Origin of the sequence: Pantoea sp. S61 (genome assembly GCF_016625145.1) — a bacterium.
Lineage (GTDB): Bacteria > Pseudomonadota > Gammaproteobacteria > Enterobacterales > Enterobacteriaceae > Pantoea > Pantoea rwandensis_B.
This window is the reverse complement of record NZ_JACVUO010000001.1, coordinates 39,839-58,206: the sequence shown is the minus strand read 5'-3', so window position 1 is coordinate 58,206 and position 18,368 is coordinate 39,839. Positions and strand designations below refer to the sequence as shown.

Here is an 18,368-nt window from a genome sequence, read left to right as displayed (position 1 = left end):
TCGTCACTATAGTGGATGATTCGTTTACTATCGTAGTTATCCATTATGTTAGATGAATTGTCCAGTAAAGAAGATGACATCAATGCGCGCATTGGTCAGAACATTAAAATCGAACGAGAAAAGCGCGGCTGGTCGTTAACCGACCTGGCAGAACAATCCGGTGTTTCACGGGCGATGATTCACAAAATAGAGCGAGGTGAAAGTAGCCCTACCGCGACTTCACTGGCGCGCCTCGCCGGTTCATTCGCGATGAGCATGTCACAGCTGATCGCGCTCACCGAGGTACAAGCGGGTACATTGCTGCGTCATGCACAGCAACCGGTGTGGCAAGATCCAGAAACCGGCTACATTCGTCGCCATGTCTCGCCTGGCGAAATTCCGTTGGATGTCGTGAGTGTAGAACTACCGCCGCATACTGATGTGCCCATGCCAGCAATTTCCTACCTTTCACGTCGCCAGTTAATTTGGGTGCTGGAAGGCACTTTACGTTTTCAGGAAGGCGATAATCTGTTCGAAATGAATGTGGGTGATTGCCTGGAGTTGGGCGATCCCATGGATTGCGTGTTTAGCAATGCTACCGATGAAATTTGCCGCTATGCGGTATTGGTGCTGAAACCGGCAGTATGAGCCTTAATGCGAAGAGACAAATTCAGAAGCCTGTTGTGCAGGCGGCACCGCGAAATTGCGCTGCATGCGTTTGATCTCCTCCGCCGGTGGCAGCCCGAACAGACGTTTAAATTCACGGTTAAATTGCGAGGCACTTTCGTAGCCCACCGCATGACTTGCCGCCGCCGCCGTCATCTCCTGACGCACCATCAGCATACGCGCCTGATGCAGGCGGACCGATTTCACGTATTGCATCGGTGATTGCTGCGTGATGGTTTTGAAATGCGCGCAGAACGTCGGCACGCTCATGCCTGCCTCATCCGCCAACTGCGCGAGATTGAGCGTCTGCGCATAGCTGGCATGAATGTGGCGCAGCGCTTTGCCTACCTTGCCGAATTGCCCCTGCAACGTCAGCGCGGCACGCAGTGCCTGACCTTGTGCACCCGTCAACACACGATAATAGAGTTCACGCACCAGTGCAGGGCCGAGGATCTGTGCATCCAAAGGATGACTCAGGGCCGTCAGGAAACGTAGCACTGAATCTCGAAGCGGCTGATCCATGGGACTCGACATCATGCTTTGCGCCGCTTTCGCCGTAAAAGGCACTTGCTGCTGCTCTAATTCCAGCAACAATGCTGTCGCCACACTGAAATCAAGGTGCATGTAGATCGCCAGCAACGGGTGTTCTTCGCTCGCCGCGGTTTCCATGGTAAAGGGAACCGGCACAGAAACCGCCAGATAATGTTGCTCATCGTAGAGATAGACCTGATCACCGAAGAATCCGCGTTTACTGCCCTGACAGACAATCACAATACCGGGATCGTAAAGCACCGGCGTGCGCGCTAATGGGCGATCTGAACGCAAAATGCGCACATCAGAAAGTGCCGTCAGGTTGTATCCCTCGCATGGGGCGAGATTCTTGAGCAATTGCACCGTACGCGTTTGCACATCTGGTTCTATCACCACTCCTCCTCACTCATAAGATTAGGCAATAAAAATAGAAGATACGGCCTTATAGCACTGACTTACAGAGAATATTATGCATGCATCATTCATGTCGGGAGAAAACGATGTCACCTTCTAAAACCCTTTTGATTACCGGTGTCAGCAGCGGATTTGGCCGTGCGCTGGCGCAGGAAGCCTTAGCAAACGGCTATCGTGTGATCGGTACAGTGAGAAATGCCGAAGCAAAAGCGGCGTTTGAACAGCTTCATGGGCAAAACGCGCTGGCTTTTGAATTGGATGTCACCCATTTCACCGCTATTGATGCGCTTATTGCTGACATTGAGGTACAGCAAGGTCCGATTGATGTTCTGGTGAATAACGCGGGTTATGGACACGAAGGAATTATGGAGGAGTCTTCACTGGAGGAAATGCGCCGCCAGTTCGACGTCAATGTGTTCGGTGCCGTGGCGATGACCAAAGCGGTATTGCCTTTCATGCGCCAACGCCGTCGCGGGCATATCCTTAACATCACGTCGATGGGCGGATTTATCACTATGCCAGGCATTAGTTATTACTGCGGCAGCAAGTTTGCGCTGGAAGGTATTTCAGAAACCCTGAGTAAAGAACTTGCGCCCTTCAATATTCATGTTACTGCTGTTGCTCCCGGCTCATTCCGTACTGATTGGGCTGGCCGCTCCATGGTGCGCAGCGCACGCAGCATCAGCGATTATGACGCGCTCTTCGATCCTATTCGTCAGGCACGCGAGGAGAAAAGTGGTAAGCAGCTTGGTGATCCACAAAAAGCCGCCCGCGCGATGCTGGCTATCATTGAAAGCGATAACCCACCTGCGCATTTGCTGCTTGGTAGCGATGCATTGAAGCTAGTGCAGGATAAACTGGCAGCGATGCGTGCAGAGATTGAAGCGTGGGAAGCGCTGACACGTTCTACCGATGGGGAGTAGCGGTATTGTCAGCATAAAAGACAGCGAGTGGGCCAGAAAATAAAGTTGGCGCACTTGAAACAGAAATGTAAAACAATGAAGCCCCATGATGAAGGGGCTTCATTATCACTGAAGAACACTTAGACCTTTACGATCCATGATGTTAAGTAAACGGATCGCAGCACCGTTAGGTTTTTTTTCTTCGCGTTCCCATTTGATCACCGTTGCTACTGACATTCCAACGCAAGCAGCCAGCATGGCTTGGCTCAGCCCCAAACGCTCACGCAGTTGCCTAATCGCTTGACCTGACATCATAGGCAGAACAGGAAGAGCCGCACGTAACTCACGCAATCTTACCCTTGAGTCGATTTTTTCTTTTAGCTCATCGGAGACCGCGCCAATTTCATTAAAATCATGCGCGATTTCTTGAAGATCCTTGAGGTGATTAACCATCACATTTTACCTCTCGCATTTTCCCCATATTGATAGCCTGCGTTGCCTGATCTGCAGTGAGATTGAACAACTCTTTAGCAAGCTGCTTATAAAGTATGAGATCAGATTCTGCCATTTCTCGCATTGTGCTTTTCACGGTTGATTTAGCATAACCGTTAACGAAAAAGAGGTGTTTACCCATTTTGAAAGCTATGACAGCTCTTGCTCCGCTACTTTTACCTTTGCCCAAAGGAATGCGTTTCTTATATACCCCACCGCCCAGATTAGCTTCATACTGGCCCGCAATAACCTCTAACGCTGCAGTGCATAACCTGCCGTCGTCAAGACCCTCAGTTTTCGTGTTTCTATCGAATGGCTTTAACACATAAATTGCCATGACGTCTCCTTACTGTGATTCGATTAGGACGCTCCTTGTCCCCACATACAAAAACTATGATACTGAGTATCACACCTTCACTCAACACCGTGTTTTTAGCAAAAATGATTTTTCATGATGCTCAAAACTGCGGCTTTTATATAAGCATTTGTAATTAATGGACTAGCATTTTTTGCAAAAACAGCCTTCCTAATGTTTGGCCATATTCCTGTACAACAGGCTTTTCTTTGTATAACTTTATTGGGCCTTGTGCTCATTAGTTAACCTGGAGGATGGAACCATGCGTCAGGATAAAAACCTCTCATCAACGTTGGATGCGATTACACGTTACTTTAATGAAGCCTCTCTGCCTTCTCAGCAGGAAACCTTGGGGAAAATAGTGGTGGAGATACTGCGATCAGGACGTTCGCTGAGCCACAAGACATTGTGCACCAAGCTTATTTGCCGGCTGGAGCAAGCCAATAGCCCGGAAGAAGAACTGCATTTGCAACAGCTTATTGGCCTGATGTTTACCTCCGAACGATAACCCTGAGAACATGCGCACCGACCTGACATCGGACAAAGTGGCTTCCGCCTCATAGGTCATTTCACGTTAGACTGAATCCACTTTGTTACCTGTCGCAGGTCTGTTGCGGTCAACAGAGAACGTGTATGAACAGAAGTGATGAAGAAAGATTAACGGATATCGTCATGGGCGATGCCGTGTTGCAACTGTTGCAAAAAGCGGGGCCCGTCACCAATAGCGCCCTACTCGATAAGCTGCGTTTTATGGCGTCAATGGAATCTAATTCAACCCGCCAAAAAGCACTGCAGCGCGCCATGGCAGAAGTGATGAACAACATGCAATCATCCAACACCGAAGGCGTCACGCTTAAAGATACTAATAACGTCACACACATTTTTCGCCATCGCGATAATACGCGCAAAGACACACAGCATTAAAAAAAGGCCTCAGGGCCTCAACGTGTTATTCAATTCACATTATTCAAGGCTGCAATGGTTATCCATTCCAGCCTTTTCTTTTGCTGCGGCGGCTCACTTTTCCTGCAAACAACGATGCTGTTGTAGCTCATAATCGATAAAGGCTGCAATCATCGCACGGTAAACCTGCTCAATAATCTCTTCGGATAACCCCTGCGCTTTTGCCTGACCTCTGACTTTATCAATCACCTGTTGGACACGGTCGGGGGCGCGCACCGCTGCACGGTCTTGTTTAAACTGTGCAGCGGCCTTAACACACTCTCCACGCCGAGCAATCAGAGCCACCAGTTGATGATCCAATTGATCAATTTCTTCACGAACTGCCTCAATAGAGTCAAATTCCATCAAGATTTCTCCTTTATAAATGGGTTATCGCGAACTTTAGCGCCTTTTTCTTTCAGCAGATAAAAACCGCAGGGATTTTGTACGATGATGTGCTAACGTCAGATTTATTCCCCAATCTGCCGCGAGCCGATGATGTCTTGGTTCATTACGTTGACCACAGTGACCACCACCACCGCATTCGTCGGCGGCGTGAGGGCATCTGTAGCGAAAACGTAAGCGTACAGAATCCTCAACCCGTCAGCCAATGGACGGGGATCGTCTCCGTTCATCACCCAGTGAAAGGAGACACACCATGCCATCCCCAGGTAAAAAAGCGCTATTGATTGTCGATATGCAGCACGGCTTGTTTTTTGCGCCGCAGCAGCCATTTGCCGCTGAAACTCTGCTGAACAATATCAACAGGTTGATTGCCCGAGCACGCGACGTAAAAGCCCCGATCTTTGCTGCCCGCCATACCGGACCGGAGGGATCACCTCTTGCCGAGAGCAGTCCGCTCACACAGCTTATTCCACAATTGGCGATAGATGCCGGGTCGGATGGTGTGTTTGTGAAGCGCTACCCCAACTGTTTCCGTGGCACGACGCTTTTGGCTTCGCTACAACTTGCCGGAATAGAAGAATTGGTGATTTGTGGTATGAAAACAGAATATTGCGTGGATACGACTTGTCGGGCAGCGGCGGATTTAGGCTTTCGCGTGGTATTAATCAGCGATGCACATAGCACGACAGACAACGGGCAGATTAGCGCATCCCAGATCATTGCCCATCACAACCAAACGCTATCGGGTCCGTTTGCCCAACTGGCGGCAACGGCTGACGCACTATTTTAAATGTTTGGGCACGGTCAATACCGCGCCCTGACCTCAGTAGCGCGCCCGCCCGCTGAATCCTGCACCTGGCACAATACTTTGATAAACCTGGGTGCTGGATTCTCCCTCCTCATTCATTAAGCGCGAGATAAATCGATCTGCCCACCAATGACAATCATACAGATGGATGTTTTTCATCAGCCGCGCATGTCGGTTTTGTCGTTCTCTGAGCGGCAATTTCAGAGCGGTATGGATCGCATCGGCAATGGCATCCGGATCGTAGGGGTTAACGATCAGTGCGCCGTCCATATGCTCGGCGGCACCCGCAAATTGTGAAAGGATCAACACGCCAGGATTCGCAGGGTCTTGCAGTGCGGCGTACATTTTTGCCATTAAACTCATCCCTGCCATGAGTGGCGTCACCAACGCCACGCGCGACGCACGGTACACTCCGGCTAACTCTTCGCGGCTGTAGTGATGGTTAAGATAGCTAACGGGATACCAGTTGAGCATCCCGTGTACGCCATTGACTTCCCCGCAGATATTTTCAAGATCGTGGCTGATTTCCTTTTGACGGTGCGCATGACCGCTGGCGGATGACGCCAACTGCAACAGCATGACGTTACCCGCATATTGATTGTGTTGACGCAACAACACTTCGATAGCACTGATGCGATAAGGTAAGCCAGCGCTGTCATCAAGATGGCCGCCACTGAGAATGCTATTTTCCGGCAGTCGCTCCCGACACTGCTGCTCCATAAACTGGCAGCTGTTGCTCTCCTGCAGTGCCAGCACATCATTCAAATCGATGCCAACCGGGAAGACACCGGTCGAAATCAGACGACCATGAATACGAAACAGGGTTTTACCCATGCGTTCTGCGCGGAACTCGCTTTCAATCCACAACAGGAAGTTATTCATATCCTGCGCGGTCTGAAATCCCAGCACATCGCAGCATAACAACGATTCCACCAGCCAGCGCCAGTCGGGGATCGCTTCAAACATCTGCCCCGACGGAAACGGTTGGTGGAAAAACAGGCCAATGCGCTGGGTTAACCCGGCATCGCGCAGCATTTTTGCCACGGGGATAAAATGGTAATCCTGAATCCAGATCGCATCATCAGGCATCGCATATTCCGCGATAGCACGTGCATACACCTCATTGAGTTGGCGATAGCTGTGCATGCTTTGTGGCGTGAAATGCGCGAGGTCGGGCCGTTGATGGAATACCGGCCATAACCCCTGATGGACATACCCTTGATACCCCTCTTCCCGTTCACTACGCGTTAATGGGAAGCTGAGTGTGTCGTAATCGTTGCCATGTCGGAATGACAGATCACGGGTGATTTCCGAAGTCGGCGGTGCTTTTTTACCGTCCCAACTGATCCACAATCCGCCACGCCGCGTCAGGATGCGATCGTAAATAGAAGCGAGCGTCGATGATTGATGCTGATTGTGTGATACGAGAATGAGGCCGCTCATACTTTCTCCTGATTATGCCCTGGCATCCGGCGATGCTCTGATTAGACCGCTCGCCATATAAAAAAGGCGTAAAGAAAACGGGAACGGGCATAAAAAATCAGGAAAAATCAGACTACATCAACTGTATGCCAAAGCGCTTTAGCAACGTTGCCCACAGGACAAAAAGCACGATAGTTAACAGGCAACTCGCCACCAGCGTGGGCCAAAATCCCCAGCGATGATAGAGAAATGGAAAGGCGACAAACATCGGCAGGGTTGGCACCACGTACCAGAAGGTATACCAGGCGTGGCTGGCGATCTTTGCCTGGCTCTGACCTTCCAGTTTCATCCAGATCAGCACCAATACCGTCACTAATGGCAGCGCCGCAATCAACCCTCCGAGACGGTCACTGCGTTTCGCCACTTCAGAAATCAGCACCACCATGCCCGCCGTGATGGCGTATTTTACGATGAGCCACAGCATGGTTTGCTCCTACTTCAGATAGGAACGAATAACGCTGACAATCTCTTCCAAATCCTGACTACGCTCCGCTTCGGTGGCAGATTCATTCATCAGGTGCTCTTTGATATGCCCCTCCAGCAGTTCTGCCATCAGACCATTAACTGCCCCGCGTACCGCTGCTACCTGCTGCAACACTTTCAGGCACTCCTCACCCGATTCCAGTGCGGTCTCGAGCGAAGCTGCCTGCCCTTTAATACGACGTACGCGGGTTAACAGGCTTTTCTGATGCTTGAGTGTATGGCCCATTCTCGGCTCCTGTTGATCTTAATGTATACTGGGGTATAGTATATTTTCTTTGAATTTTTTGATTTTACGGCACTGCAATGCCGCTTTCAACTTATCACGACACGAGATGCACACCATGAATGATTTCGCTGCCCTGCTTAGCCAGGGCACGTCTAGCGCGTTGCTGTTTATCCCCAGCGCCATCTTGCTTGGGGCGTTGCACGGCCTGGAGCCGGGTCACTCTAAGACGATGATGGCAGCATTTATCGTCGCCATCCGTGGCAGTGTTCGCCAGGCGGTGATGCTGGGTCTGGCAGCCACTTTTTCCCACACTGCGGTGGTATGGCTGATTGCGATGGGCGGGATGTATATCAGTCGGCAGTTTACCGCCGAAGCTGCCGAACCCTGGCTGCAGTTGATCTCGGGCCTCATTATCATTGCAACAGCCGTCTGGATGATCTGGCGTACCTGGTCTGAAGCACAAGCGTGGCATCAGCACCACGATCATCACCAAACGCATGAGCATCATCATGAACATGGGCATCATTATGAGCATGGACATCATCATGAGCACGGGCATCATCATGAGCACGGGCATCATCATGAGCATGGGCATCATCATGAGCATGGGCTTCATCATGAACATGGGCATCATCATCTGCATGGACATCGCCATGCACATGGACATCATGGCGAATTGGCCAGGTTCGCGGAAGGTTCTCAAGAATATCAGGATGCACACGAGCGCGCGCACGCGGAAGACATCCGCCGACGCTTTGATGGCCGTGAAATCAGCAATCTGCACATTCTTCTCTTCGGTCTGACGGGGGGGCTCATTCCCTGCCCCGCAGCGATTACGGTCCTCCTTCTCTGTCTGCAGGTTAAGCAGTTCAGTCTTGGTGCGGCGCTGGTGGTCTGCTTCAGCATCGGCCTCGCGCTTACGCTGGTTACCGTCGGCGTAGGTGCGGCGCTTAGTGTTCGGCATGTATCCCGTCGATGGAAAGGTTTCGCCGATATTGCACGCCGCGCACCTTACTTCTCTGGTGCCCTCATTGCCATCGTGGGCGTCTATATGATGTTCCATGGCTACAGTGGCCTCACCCAATAAGGAATTATTTCCATGTCTGTAAAATCACCCTGTACTGATGTCTGTATTTTTGAAGGAAAAAATGGCTGGTGTCGTGCCTGCGGCCGTACGCGTAAAGAGGCACAGGAGTGGCGGAAAATGTCACCCTATCACCGCAAGGCGATTGAGCGCGCATTGAAAGATCGCGTTGCGACGTTGCAAATAAAATAGTTAGGCGTTTCGTTCAATCATGCGCACCAATTTATTCACTGCGGGAGTCCGTTCGCGTTTACGATATAAGAACCAGATGGATGAAGGAATAACGGCACCGGGTATTTCGCGATAAGTAATACCCGGTAATTTTAATTGGGTCACCAGAATAGCCGGTATTACCGCGACACCATTCCCTAATGCGACATTTGCCAGCACTTCATTTAAACTTCCCGCCGACCAGCTACGACTAAGAATAAAACCACCACGCTGGGCAAAGGTAACGGTGCCAGACACTTGTTCGGGCAAAATAAAGGTTTCTCCTTTAAGTTGCGCAGGTTCGATGGGTTGTTCCTGCGCAACCAACGGGTGGTTATCCGGCAGCGCCAATGCGAAGTGATCTTGCTCGACTTCAATGTATCCGACATCGGCAGGCAATGGCACAGGACCGCGCACAAAGGCAACATCAATAGTACGTTCACTGACCTGAGTGGCCAGTGTATCCATGACTGATTCACGTGCATTGATTGAGATATCAGGCGCGCTGGCACTAAAGCACGTCAATAACCGGGTTAAAATGCCTGATAATAGTGCGGATGCCACATAGCCCACGCGGATATAGCCGCGTTCGCCGCGTGCGGCACTGCGCACTCGGGATTTGGCCTGCTCCGCATGTTGTAGCGTCTCGCGCGCCTCTTGTTGGAAAATTTCTCCAATCTGCGTTAACTCGACTTTCCGTTGAGTACGGTAAAATAACGGCGCACCTAATTCTTCTTCCAATTGATTAATCTGCACCGACAGCGTCGGAGTGGATATATTGAGATTCTCTGCCGCCACGCCATAATGCAGCGTTTTTGCCAATTCCAGAAAATAGCGTAGATGGCGCAATTCCACGTTTTAACTCCTACTTATCTTGGGTGATGAGCCTGTCGATCATTACCTGAAATCAAAACTCCAGCAATAAAAATGTTGTTAGGTTTTACCTAACAATAACTCCAGTGCGGTTTATTGAATGACTTCATTGATAGATTCAAGCTGTAGTGCATTCACCACCTTACTCGCGGGAGAAAAGATGTCCTCTGCTACCATCGTGCTCGACCATCGCCATCTGAATCGTGTTTTACTCGTCGCCTCAATCGGGTGCGCATTGACGGTAATCGACACCAATATCGTTGGCGTCATGTTGCCGACCATCGCTAAAGGTCTGCATGCTTCTTTTGCAGACATGGAATGGGTTATTGGCGCTTACGTGCTGAGCTTTTCTTCACTTCTTTTGCCGGCAGGGTCGCTGGCAGACAAATTTGGCCGGCGCCGTCTCTTTCTCGGCGGCATCTTACTGTTTGCGCTGGCCTCACTCGCCTGTGGCATGGCGACCAGCGTTTTGGCACTCAATATTGCCCGTGCGGTTCAAGGTATGGGCTCCGCATTTCTGCTGGCGCCAGCGCTGGCAATTATCGCGCACAGCTTTCGTGATAGTCAGGCTCGTAACCGCGCATGGGCGATTTGGGGCGGTGTGATGGGATTGACCATGGTGCTGGCACCGTTGGCTGGCGGCATGATCAGTACGTTGCTTGGCTGGCGCTGGACATTTTTTGTCAATATTCCCATTTGTGCCCTGCTGATGCTGGCCGTCACCCGCCACATTGAGGAATCCAGGCATGAACACGCGGGTAAACTCGATTTACCCGGTATCGCGCTGTTTATCGCAGGCATGTTCTGTTTGACCTGGGCATTGATATTAGCGCCGCAACATGGCTGGGTGAGCCGTGAGGTGGTGGGCAGATTGTGTCTCAGCGCGTTGTGGTTTGGCCTGTTTATTCGCGTAGAAAGTGGCAAAAGCAGGCCGATGTTGAATCTGCAACTTTTCCGCTCGTTCCCCTTTATTGGCGCAGTATTAGCGATGTTTGCTTACGCTGCCACCGCGCAAGTGATGACCTCATTGCTGCCGCTGTTATTACAGAATGTTGAGGGAATGACGCCGTTAATGGCCGGGGTGGGTATGCTGCCTTTCGCTTTGGCAATGCTGCTGTTTCCTGTTGTGGCGCGCTGGCTCGGCAAACGCCTGCATGCCGCCACTTTACTGGCGCTTGGCCTGGTCACTGTTTCCTTTGGCAACATGGTGATTGCGACTGCCGTATTCCACCACCATTTGCTGCTGAGCCTGGCGGGTATGGCCATACTCGGCAGCGGCGGTGGGCTACTCAATGGCGAAACCCAAAAGGCGATTATGGCAACCGTGCCTCCGCAACAAGCAGGAATGGCATCGGGTATCAGCACCACAGCCCGTTTTTCCGGCATTTTGTTAGGATTTGCCACGCTGGGCGCGATTCTGGCGGCCAGCACACAGTGGCATTTACAATCAGCGATGCTACACGCGCAGTTGCCCCTTCAACCCGGTTTTAGCGCACAGGTTATCGCCGGTGATTTCAGCCATGCACTGGCAATGTATGACGCCGTTCATCAGGTCTCGTTACACCCACTCATCATTACCAGCTACGCCGATGGATTTGCCAGCATGTTGTTGTGTGCTGCCGCATTTGCCCTGTTTTCCGCCATCGTCATGCTCTATTCGGCGCGCAGTTCGCGTCAGCCAACGACGCTAGCCCAGCGCTAATTTTCACGCGTGGGATCGACTGTCGCACGCATAACCCGTCCTTGTTGAGGAGCAATAATGAAGAAGTTAATCACCCTACTCTGCTTAAGCAGCCTGCCACTGTTTGCCCATGCGGCGACGTTTTCGCTTAAGTCAGCAGACTTTGCCGATAACGGCGTGATGAAGAAAGCATTGGGTGGCAATGATAAGAACAATCTCTCCTGCAGCGGCGAAAACCTGTCGCCCGCACTGAACTGGGCCAACCCGCCCATCGGCACCCAAAGTTATGTGCTACTGCTGACCGATCCAGCTGGTGCTAAAGGCTTGGGAGTGACGCATATGCTGGCATACAACATTGATGCTACGCGTAATAAATTCCAGCAGGGTGAGTTAAGCAAAGGGGGAGACTTTAGCTATGGCACTAATACGCCCGGTACCCAAAGCTATTATGGCCCCTGTCCACCCGCGGGCGCAGGCTATCACCACTACAACTTCGTGCTGGTGGCGACCGACCTTGCGAAAGGCAGTTTACCCGCAGGGCTCAGTCACAATGAGTTAGTCGCAAAATTGAAAGGTCACGCGCTAGGTTCCGCAAGCCTGGTCGGGCGTTTAGGGAATTGATTGCAGCGGGTCGCCCGCGTGGCGACCCAATAAAATTAGTGTCGAATCGCACAACCACACTGCGACATTTCACCCGGCACATATTTACCGTGATGGGAGTGGCGCACCTGCAACTCACCCTGCTGCCAGGCGTTGCCTGTATCAGCACGGTTTTCCAGTAAGCGATTCAGTGCTTCGTTGACCAGCAAGTCACGACGCTGTGCCCAACTGGTCAGATGCCAGGTTGAGGCGCGCGCTTCATCCACATCGTCAAAGCCTGCGACCGCCACATGTGCGCCCTGGCCAAAATCGCGCACTGCCTGCAATGCACCAAAGGCCAGCACATCACTTTCGCAGAACAGTGCATTAATGCGCTCCGCTGCACGGGTTTTCTTCAGGTAGGCCATCATGGCCTGATAAGCCAGTTCACGATCGTTAGCCCCGGCCACCAGCTGAATGTTCAGCGTTTTGTGTTCTGCCTCGAGACTGGACACCAGGCCTGCCATTTGACGCGCGGGATCGGCGTGCTGCTGGCTGTGCATAAAACCAAAGCGCTGATGTCCTTGAGACAGTAACAATAACCCCATCTCGGCGCCCGCATCGAAACCATCAGCCATCACGACCTCAGCACCTACTTCACGGCTCTGGCTTAAATGCACCGTCGCCACGTCAGGCAGTAGTTTTGCTGCGGTATGCAATTCATCCTCAAACAGGGATGTCAGAAACACCAACCCCGCCAGCGGCAGAGATGCGGCATTCTGCAACATACGTTGATAGTTTTCTGCTGAATCAACATTCAGCAACAGCGTCACTAAACCACGCGCATTTAACTGGCGCGTCATTTCATTCAGCATCGTGACAGTATTGGGGTTGGTGAATTCATCGCTGACGATGCCGATGATATTAGGATTAACGGCCATGAACGAGCTCTCCTGCAACTTAGCGTGCGGTCATTATTTTGTAGGTAACGTAAGACACTTCACGTTACCCGATTAAGCCACTATCGCCAATCATCAGACTTGCTGTCTCTTCTGAATTTTAACGTCGGGTCAGGGCCAGGCGAATTCCCAGGCCAATGAATGTCATACCGACGATACGATCTAACAGCTTTTGCAGGGTAATGTTGCGCGATACTGCACTCGCAGCACCGCCCGCCAGCAGGGCAAACGTCACATCAGTGATCAGCCCAATCACCGCGTATGTCAGTCCCAACAGCAGGAAGGAACTCGCATGATAGTGACCATCGACCACCACGAATTGCGGGAAGAAAGAAATGAAAAACAATAACACTTTGGGATTAGTGATAGAGGTAATAAAACCTCGGACTAAAAGATTACGCGTATTGGAGCGTGGCAGCTGATTCTGTGAGCTGCATTCCTGTGGTTTGGTGATAAACGTTTCCCACATCATCTTGCTACCTAAATAAATAAGATAAGCAGCCCCGATATATTTAATCACTGTAAATAAAATCGGCGAGGCGGTAATTAACGCCGTTAAGCCTATTGCACTGGCCAACGCATGAGTACAGCTGCCGAGCGCCACACCGCTCGCAGATATCACGCCGCTCCGTCGCCCATTGGCCACGCTTTGCCCGACCACATACGCGAGGTCCGGGCCCGGCGTGATACACAAAAGGAATACCGAAACGAGAAACAGGGGGAAATGAATGATATCCAGCATGCTAACTCCTTGTTGATTTAGTATTTATTGTACTGATTACAATCTTGCGATCCAAAGAGAAGCCTATTTCATTTGATTATGATGTGATGAAGGTCATTTCCCAGACTTCCCTCAATTAAATCGACGATTTAGCCACATCAATACAGAATGCGCACGCATTGCGCCATCACACTTTTGTCGCCGCTAAAGTATGAGTGACAGAACTAAACCTCATCGTCATGGAGATCAACTTGTGGCAACACTTACCCTACGCGTAGCGCGACCGGTTTCACAACTGGAGCGCAGTCGTAAACTTTATCAATCAGGATTGGGACTGGATGTGATTGGCGCCTTTGAAGACCACCAAGGCTTCAATGGTGTGATGCTGGGAAAAGCAGATGTGCCCTGGCATCTGGAATTCACACAATGCACTTCGCATCCGGTCATCCCTTCACCCTCATCAGAAGATCTGTTGGTGCTGTATTTACCCGAGCGTGATAGGTGGCAGCAAACATGCCAGCAAATGGTATTGGCGGGATTTGTACAGATTGAATCATTCAACCCATATTGGGATCAAAACGGAAAAACGTATCAAGATCACGATGGTTATCGAACCGTCATACAGTGTCAGCAGTGGCCGTAAACTCTCGCATGCCTGACCGTGACAGAAATGCGCGGGGCGCCAACGCGCCCTGCGCATTACTCTTCGAGTAGAATCGAGAAACCGCCGTAAATCATTCTTTTGCCATCAAAAGGCATGTTTTCGCCCATCTCTTTCATTCGCGGATCGGACATCATTTTCTGATTGGCCGCATCACGCACTTCACGTGAGGGATATTCAATCCAGCTGAACACCACTGTCTCTCCCTCTTCCGCTTTCACCGACCTATAAAAATCCGTGAGCTTGCCTTCAGGTACATCATCTGCCCAGCACTCCACGATGCGTGTGGCACCAAACTCTTTAAACAGCGGCGCTGCTTTGGCCGCCATGGCGCGGTAATCCTCTTTATTGACTTCAGGCACCGCAACGACAAAACCATCTACGTACGACATAGGCTATTCCTCCGTCGTGCTGTATACGGCCGACACTGGCCGCAGAGTAAAGTGTACAAATGATGTGCAAATCATGAGCAACTGCAGCACTGAAACTGCGTGTTGCCTCGCAGATTCCTGCCTGCGGCTGAAATTGCGTTACACTGTGCACCTCGATAGTTACGCCATCAGGATAGTTATGCGCATCACCATTGATTCGGCCGATCAGCCGTTTATTCACCGTTTGCTCGGAGAAGAGATAGAGCAAGTGGATACCCAATCCAGCGACACGCGTTTGCAACAAGCCCTCGACATCGCTCGCCAGCAGAAAAATCACGAAGCGGAACTCGACTGGAAACGCAATACGGTGTTTATAGCGTTGTTTATTTTCCTCTATGCCGTCCTGGGTGCCTCGCTGACGCTGGATCTCACCGCACAAGCACCCAGCCACAAAAGTTTGGTGTATGCATTAGAAGCGGTCCCCGTGCTGATTGCCTTTTCCGGTCTGTTTGTCTCGTTGTTATTCCTGTTCTTCACCCGCAGCAGCGCACGACGCCTGCGCAGTTGGGATCAGGGCATATTTGTGCTGGAGAAATACGTTGGCACCAACCTCTATAAGCAAATCAATGAGATGGGCGCTCGCACCACCAACTATTCGCAATCAGCCATTAACGTTGCGCTTGCCCTGTTTATTTGTGTGACCTGGGTGGTGATGTACAACTACTTCACCTTCACCACCAGCGGCGTGATTGGCAGCGTGATTTCTTTGTTCATCACCACCATGACCTACGTGATACTCGATATTCAGTTGCTGAAGTCAGGCACCTCTATTGCGATTGATGAGCCGCTGATTCCGGCTGACGAAGATAAAGAGAAGAAATAATCCCCTGCATCAGGTGGCCTGAGGGCCACCTCGATATTTCTTGCCTATAATCATGCTGACATACCCTTAAATACGGATCAGGATCGACTAAGGAGCAGCAATGAAAATATGGCCAATCGCCGCACTTGCCGCGTTATCGTTAACGCTGGTTGCCTGTAAATCCCCGACGCCGCCAAAAGGTGTCACGCCCATCAGCCCTTTTGATGCCAATCGCTATTTGGGCAAATGGTACGAAATCGCCCGTCTGGATCACCGCTTTGAGCGCGGCAAAGATCATGTCACAGCCACTTATACTCAACGCAACGATGGCGGCATAAACGTGCTGAATCGTGGATATGATCCGGTGAAAAAAGAGTGGAGTGAGAGCGACGGCAAAGCCTACTTCACCGGTAAATCGGATACCGCAGCGCTTAAAGTCTCCTTTTTTGGTCCGTTCTATGGCGGCTATAACGTGATCGCTTTGGATGATGATTATCAATATGCGTTAGTGAGTGGACCAAATCGGGGCTATTTATGGATCTTGTCGCGAGAGCCGAAGATTCCGACTCAAGTGAAAAAACACTATCTGGCTGTCGCGCAGAGACTTGGGTTTGAAGTGGATAAGCTGATCTGGGTAGATCAAGGTTAAAACTGCACTCGGGGATAAAGTGATTTTATCTTCATCCCTGTTTAGTTCAGCATAACCGGGCGTGAGATTCTGGTTATGCTGCAGAGAATCTTCAATCGGCGTATGACCAAACACTTGCAGGCTTGCAACATATCACGGGTTCCCCCTGATTGGATGAGGGGCACCTCATTCCGTGATAACAGCTGATAAATGATTCATTTAAACGAATCCCTTATTTATTAATCATATAACCTTGCATATTTATAATGCGCCTCTCTTCGCAAGATTACCCTTTCAAAAAACCTGCTAAAATACGTCATCGTCTATGTTTTATCAGTATCAAATACTCTTATCTAAAAATTTCAGAGCTCTGGTCATTCTGACTTAACAATCAACATGTTGAGTCAACACATCAGGCTGCTGATAGCTTTTTTTCATTATCGCATTGCCAGTGGTGAGGAAAAAATGAATGAAATAACAGAAGAATACCCCAGAATAAATTTCAGATTAGTATGGGGCTTACTGATTGTATTAACACTCTTTTCGCTACACTGCCCAGCGAGCGAAATTAACCTTTATTCCATTAACACGGGTTCCTACGTTTATCACCTGACCGGGAATCATGGGCAATACACTGAAAATTTTGAGAATAACTTCTTCTCGGTTGAAAGAAAGTTGTCCGAAGATTCAACCTATAGCGTACTGATCGGCACCATGAAAAACAGCTTTGATGACCGCTGTCTTGCGTTAGGGGTGAGAAAAGACTGGAAAACCTGGGATGATGGCTGGACCTTTAAAGGTATCTACGGCTACACCGGTGAGTTTTTTTTCGATGCCTTTAAGGATTGTGGCGACCACGGTTCCTATCACGACTTTAAAAAGGCCACCGGAATAGGATTCTCACCCTATATTTATCATGGCTTTCAATATAATTTCACACCCTATTTCGGCATTGAATCGGGGATTATAATCCCCTCGGTATTTGTCATCACCATTCAATGGAGTTTTCGATAAGCTCTGAACTTTTTTATTCAAAGTGTTGTTTTTTTAAGCCAATCGGCGATAACAGAGGTGAGTCTAATAGGTTGCTCGAGGGGTAGCATATGACCACTGTCACCGATAATTTCCATATCGCCCCCCAATAGCGTGACAATTTCTCGGGATTCTTCAAGACCACGCAAGCCATCCCCTTCAGATGCAATGACCAATATTGGGCAACGAATCGGTTGCTGCGTGACACCACTGCGATCAAGCATGGCTTGTGTTCGAAAAACATTTGCACCGAGATGTTTCCCCATAACACGAATTTTATCAATTAGTTGGGCATCATTCTGTCGAGAGGAATGTAACGATGGCTTCAGCACCGCCTGGCTAAAGCCATTAAAATCACCCATCAAGGCCGCTTGTGACGCCTTATCCAGTAACTCACGTTGTTCAGGTGGGTTTTCACGAAGTGAAGTGGCAACCAAAACCATTCCTGCAGTGCGCTCGGGAAAGGCTTCGGCGATGGCTCTTGCCACATAGCCGCCCAGTGAAAAACCAACCACAATAAAGCGCGGCGGTAAGGTTGCCACGATATTGTAAGCATATTCAGTGATGCTTTCGCCATGGCTCAGGCTGGCTCTGATACAGGTTCTGTCATCGGGATAGACCCGAACAAAATCATCCCAAAGTGTTTCATCAAGCATGAAACCCGGAATTAATACGAGGGGTAAAGTTTGACTCTTCATCCGTGAATCCTTCAATGTGTAAAGTTAACTAGATTACGTGACGTCAGGCGCATATAAAGGCTGTGGCTTAACAACATCGCGAACAATCTATAGAAAATACCCGCCCAGAAGACTATCATCATCTCACCCTACTACTCACTAATAAATAAGGAGGATTACTATGCCATCGTGTGAATTGTTTATTTACTCACACTTTTATAGTAATTGGCCGCGCTCAGCTATCTCTGCATTCGTGCTGCGATAATCCGCCTGAGCGAAGTCTACTGAAAATCTCATCCCTTCCTCCGGCTTACCGGGTTGTCGTCAGCAGTTTTTGACGTCAGG

25 protein-coding genes are annotated in these 18,368 nt (G+C 50.2%); 13 read left to right on the top strand and 12 right to left on the bottom strand.

The genetic code is table 11. The features are described 5' to 3' along the window. Window positions 1–45: 45 nt before the first annotated feature. Complete coding sequence (locus tag IAE30_RS00325; RefSeq protein ID WP_200677689.1) at window positions 46–627, top strand: XRE family transcriptional regulator; 582 nt, start codon at window positions 46–48, stop codon at window positions 625–627. A 3-nt stretch (window positions 628–630) separates the two neighbouring features. Here the strand turns inward: IAE30_RS00325 and IAE30_RS00320 are convergent, their stop codons facing one another. After that, window positions 631–1,566 (bottom strand): AraC family transcriptional regulator, encoded by a 936-nt coding sequence (locus IAE30_RS00320; protein WP_200678317.1) that lies wholly within the window; start codon window positions 1,564–1,566, stop codon window positions 631–633. Between the two features lie 110 nt (window positions 1,567–1,676). Between IAE30_RS00320 and IAE30_RS00315 the strand changes: the two genes are divergently transcribed. Beyond that, on the top strand, window positions 1,677–2,513 hold the full coding sequence (locus IAE30_RS00315) for an oxidoreductase (protein WP_200677688.1): 837 nt from the start codon (window positions 1,677–1,679) through the stop codon (window positions 2,511–2,513). A gap of 105 nt (window positions 2,514–2,618) precedes the next feature. On the opposite strand, the gene IAE30_RS00310 is transcribed toward IAE30_RS00315, so the two are convergent. After that, the gene (locus IAE30_RS00310) at window positions 2,619–2,945 is read right to left on the bottom strand and encodes a DNA-binding transcriptional regulator (protein ID WP_045815646.1); all 327 of its coding nucleotides are present in this window, start codon (window positions 2,943–2,945) and stop codon (window positions 2,619–2,621) included. Then, window positions 2,938–3,321: a type II toxin-antitoxin system RelE/ParE family toxin gene (locus IAE30_RS00305; RefSeq protein WP_200538409.1), complete on the bottom strand. Its 384-nt coding sequence runs from the start codon at window positions 3,319–3,321 to the stop codon at window positions 2,938–2,940. The genes IAE30_RS00310 and IAE30_RS00305 overlap by 8 nt, the downstream gene beginning before the upstream one ends. 280 nt (window positions 3,322–3,601) lie before the next feature. Between IAE30_RS00305 and ycgZ the strand changes: the two genes are divergently transcribed. Both ycgZ and IAE30_RS00295 read left to right on the top strand, forming a co-directional pair. Further along, on the top strand, window positions 3,602–3,847 hold the full coding sequence (gene ycgZ / locus IAE30_RS00300) for a regulatory protein YcgZ (RefSeq protein ID WP_200677687.1): 246 nt from the start codon (window positions 3,602–3,604) through the stop codon (window positions 3,845–3,847). Between the two features lie 125 nt (window positions 3,848–3,972). Continuing rightward, complete coding sequence (locus IAE30_RS00295; RefSeq protein WP_200677686.1) at window positions 3,973–4,263, top strand: hypothetical protein; 291 nt, start codon at window positions 3,973–3,975, stop codon at window positions 4,261–4,263. A 93-nt stretch (window positions 4,264–4,356) separates the two neighbouring features. Here the strand turns inward: IAE30_RS00295 and IAE30_RS00290 are convergent, their stop codons facing one another. Then, a complete protein-coding gene (locus IAE30_RS00290; protein ID WP_200677685.1) occupies window positions 4,357–4,647 on the bottom strand; it encodes a chorismate mutase in 291 nt (96 codons plus the stop codon). A 292-nt stretch (window positions 4,648–4,939) separates the two neighbouring features. On the opposite strand from IAE30_RS00290, the gene IAE30_RS00285 reads away from it, so the two are divergent. Beyond that, window positions 4,940–5,476 (top strand): cysteine hydrolase family protein, encoded by a 537-nt coding sequence (locus tag IAE30_RS00285; RefSeq protein ID WP_200677684.1) that lies wholly within the window; start codon window positions 4,940–4,942, stop codon window positions 5,474–5,476. 33 nt (window positions 5,477–5,509) lie between these two features. On the opposite strand, the gene IAE30_RS00280 is transcribed toward IAE30_RS00285, so the two are convergent. The 3 genes from IAE30_RS00280 to IAE30_RS00270 form a co-directional block, all read right to left on the bottom strand. Beyond that, complete coding sequence (locus IAE30_RS00280; RefSeq protein ID WP_200677683.1) at window positions 5,510–6,937, bottom strand: trehalose-6-phosphate synthase; 1,428 nt, start codon at window positions 6,935–6,937, stop codon at window positions 5,510–5,512. A 112-nt stretch (window positions 6,938–7,049) separates the two neighbouring features. Beyond that, the gene (locus tag IAE30_RS00275) at window positions 7,050–7,400 is read right to left on the bottom strand and encodes a DUF3147 family protein (protein WP_200677682.1); all 351 of its coding nucleotides are present in this window, start codon (window positions 7,398–7,400) and stop codon (window positions 7,050–7,052) included. Window positions 7,401–7,409: 9 nt separating this feature from the next. Then, complete coding sequence (locus IAE30_RS00270; RefSeq protein WP_039332333.1) at window positions 7,410–7,685, bottom strand: metal/formaldehyde-sensitive transcriptional repressor; 276 nt, start codon at window positions 7,683–7,685, stop codon at window positions 7,410–7,412. A 115-nt stretch (window positions 7,686–7,800) separates the two neighbouring features. Between IAE30_RS00270 and IAE30_RS00265 the strand changes: the two genes are divergently transcribed. Both IAE30_RS00265 and IAE30_RS00260 read left to right on the top strand, forming a co-directional pair. Then, window positions 7,801–8,772, top strand: a complete 972-nt coding sequence (locus IAE30_RS00265) for a nickel/cobalt efflux protein RcnA (protein ID WP_200677681.1) — start codon at window positions 7,801–7,803, stop codon at window positions 8,770–8,772. A 12-nt stretch (window positions 8,773–8,784) separates the two neighbouring features. After that, entirely contained in the window at window positions 8,785–8,961 is a 177-nt protein-coding gene (locus IAE30_RS00260) for a DUF1289 domain-containing protein (protein ID WP_034829866.1), read from the top strand. On the opposite strand, the gene IAE30_RS00255 is transcribed toward IAE30_RS00260, so the two are convergent. Further along, window positions 8,962–9,834: a LysR substrate-binding domain-containing protein gene (locus tag IAE30_RS00255; RefSeq protein ID WP_200677680.1), complete on the bottom strand. Its 873-nt coding sequence runs from the start codon at window positions 9,832–9,834 to the stop codon at window positions 8,962–8,964. Window positions 9,835–10,012: 178 nt separating this feature from the next. Between IAE30_RS00255 and IAE30_RS00250 the strand changes: the two genes are divergently transcribed. Together IAE30_RS00250 and IAE30_RS00245 are read left to right on the top strand one after the other, a co-directional pair. Beyond that, a complete protein-coding gene (locus IAE30_RS00250) occupies window positions 10,013–11,554 on the top strand; it encodes an MFS transporter (RefSeq protein ID WP_200677679.1) in 1,542 nt (513 codons plus the stop codon). Window positions 11,555–11,611: 57 nt separating this feature from the next. Further along, window positions 11,612–12,154 carry a YbhB/YbcL family Raf kinase inhibitor-like protein gene (locus IAE30_RS00245; RefSeq protein ID WP_200538401.1) on the top strand — a complete coding sequence of 181 codons (543 nt, stop codon included), beginning with the start codon at window positions 11,612–11,614 and terminating at the stop codon, window positions 12,152–12,154. Between the two features lie 35 nt (window positions 12,155–12,189). On the opposite strand, the gene IAE30_RS00240 is transcribed toward IAE30_RS00245, so the two are convergent. Both IAE30_RS00240 and IAE30_RS00235 read right to left on the bottom strand, forming a co-directional pair. Then, a complete protein-coding gene (locus IAE30_RS00240) occupies window positions 12,190–13,053 on the bottom strand; it encodes a substrate-binding domain-containing protein (RefSeq protein WP_200677678.1) in 864 nt (287 codons plus the stop codon). 118 nt (window positions 13,054–13,171) lie between these two features. Continuing rightward, window positions 13,172–13,813, bottom strand: a complete 642-nt coding sequence (locus tag IAE30_RS00235) for a LysE family translocator (protein WP_200677676.1) — start codon at window positions 13,811–13,813, stop codon at window positions 13,172–13,174. Between the two features lie 232 nt (window positions 13,814–14,045). On the opposite strand from IAE30_RS00235, the gene IAE30_RS00230 reads away from it, so the two are divergent. Continuing rightward, the gene (locus tag IAE30_RS00230; protein ID WP_370585421.1) at window positions 14,046–14,435 is read left to right on the top strand and encodes a VOC family protein; all 390 of its coding nucleotides are present in this window, start codon (window positions 14,046–14,048) and stop codon (window positions 14,433–14,435) included. 56 nt (window positions 14,436–14,491) lie between these two features. Here the strand turns inward: IAE30_RS00230 and IAE30_RS00225 are convergent, their stop codons facing one another. Continuing rightward, on the bottom strand, window positions 14,492–14,845 hold the full coding sequence (locus IAE30_RS00225) for a DUF1428 domain-containing protein (protein WP_034829871.1): 354 nt from the start codon (window positions 14,843–14,845) through the stop codon (window positions 14,492–14,494). 178 nt (window positions 14,846–15,023) lie between these two features. Here IAE30_RS00225 and IAE30_RS00220 point away from each other — a divergent pair, with 178 nt between their 5' ends. The 3 genes from IAE30_RS00220 to IAE30_RS00210 all read left to right on the top strand — a co-directional run bounded on the left by IAE30_RS00220 (window position 15,024) and on the right by IAE30_RS00210 (window position 17,328). Further along, window positions 15,024–15,707: a hypothetical protein gene (locus IAE30_RS00220; protein ID WP_200677674.1), complete on the top strand. Its 684-nt coding sequence runs from the start codon at window positions 15,024–15,026 to the stop codon at window positions 15,705–15,707. Window positions 15,708–15,807: 100 nt separating this feature from the next. Next, a complete protein-coding gene (gene blc, locus IAE30_RS00215; RefSeq protein WP_200677673.1) occupies window positions 15,808–16,335 on the top strand; it encodes an outer membrane lipoprotein Blc in 528 nt (175 codons plus the stop codon). Window positions 16,336–16,779: 444 nt separating this feature from the next. Then, window positions 16,780–17,328, top strand: coding sequence for a hypothetical protein (locus IAE30_RS00210; protein WP_200678315.1), 549 nt, complete (start codon window positions 16,780–16,782; stop codon window positions 17,326–17,328). 17 nt (window positions 17,329–17,345) lie between these two features. Here the strand turns inward: IAE30_RS00210 and IAE30_RS00205 are convergent, their stop codons facing one another. Then, window positions 17,346–18,044 (bottom strand): alpha/beta fold hydrolase, encoded by a 699-nt coding sequence (locus IAE30_RS00205; protein WP_200538396.1) that lies wholly within the window; start codon window positions 18,042–18,044, stop codon window positions 17,346–17,348. Window positions 18,045–18,368: the final 324 nt, after the last annotated feature.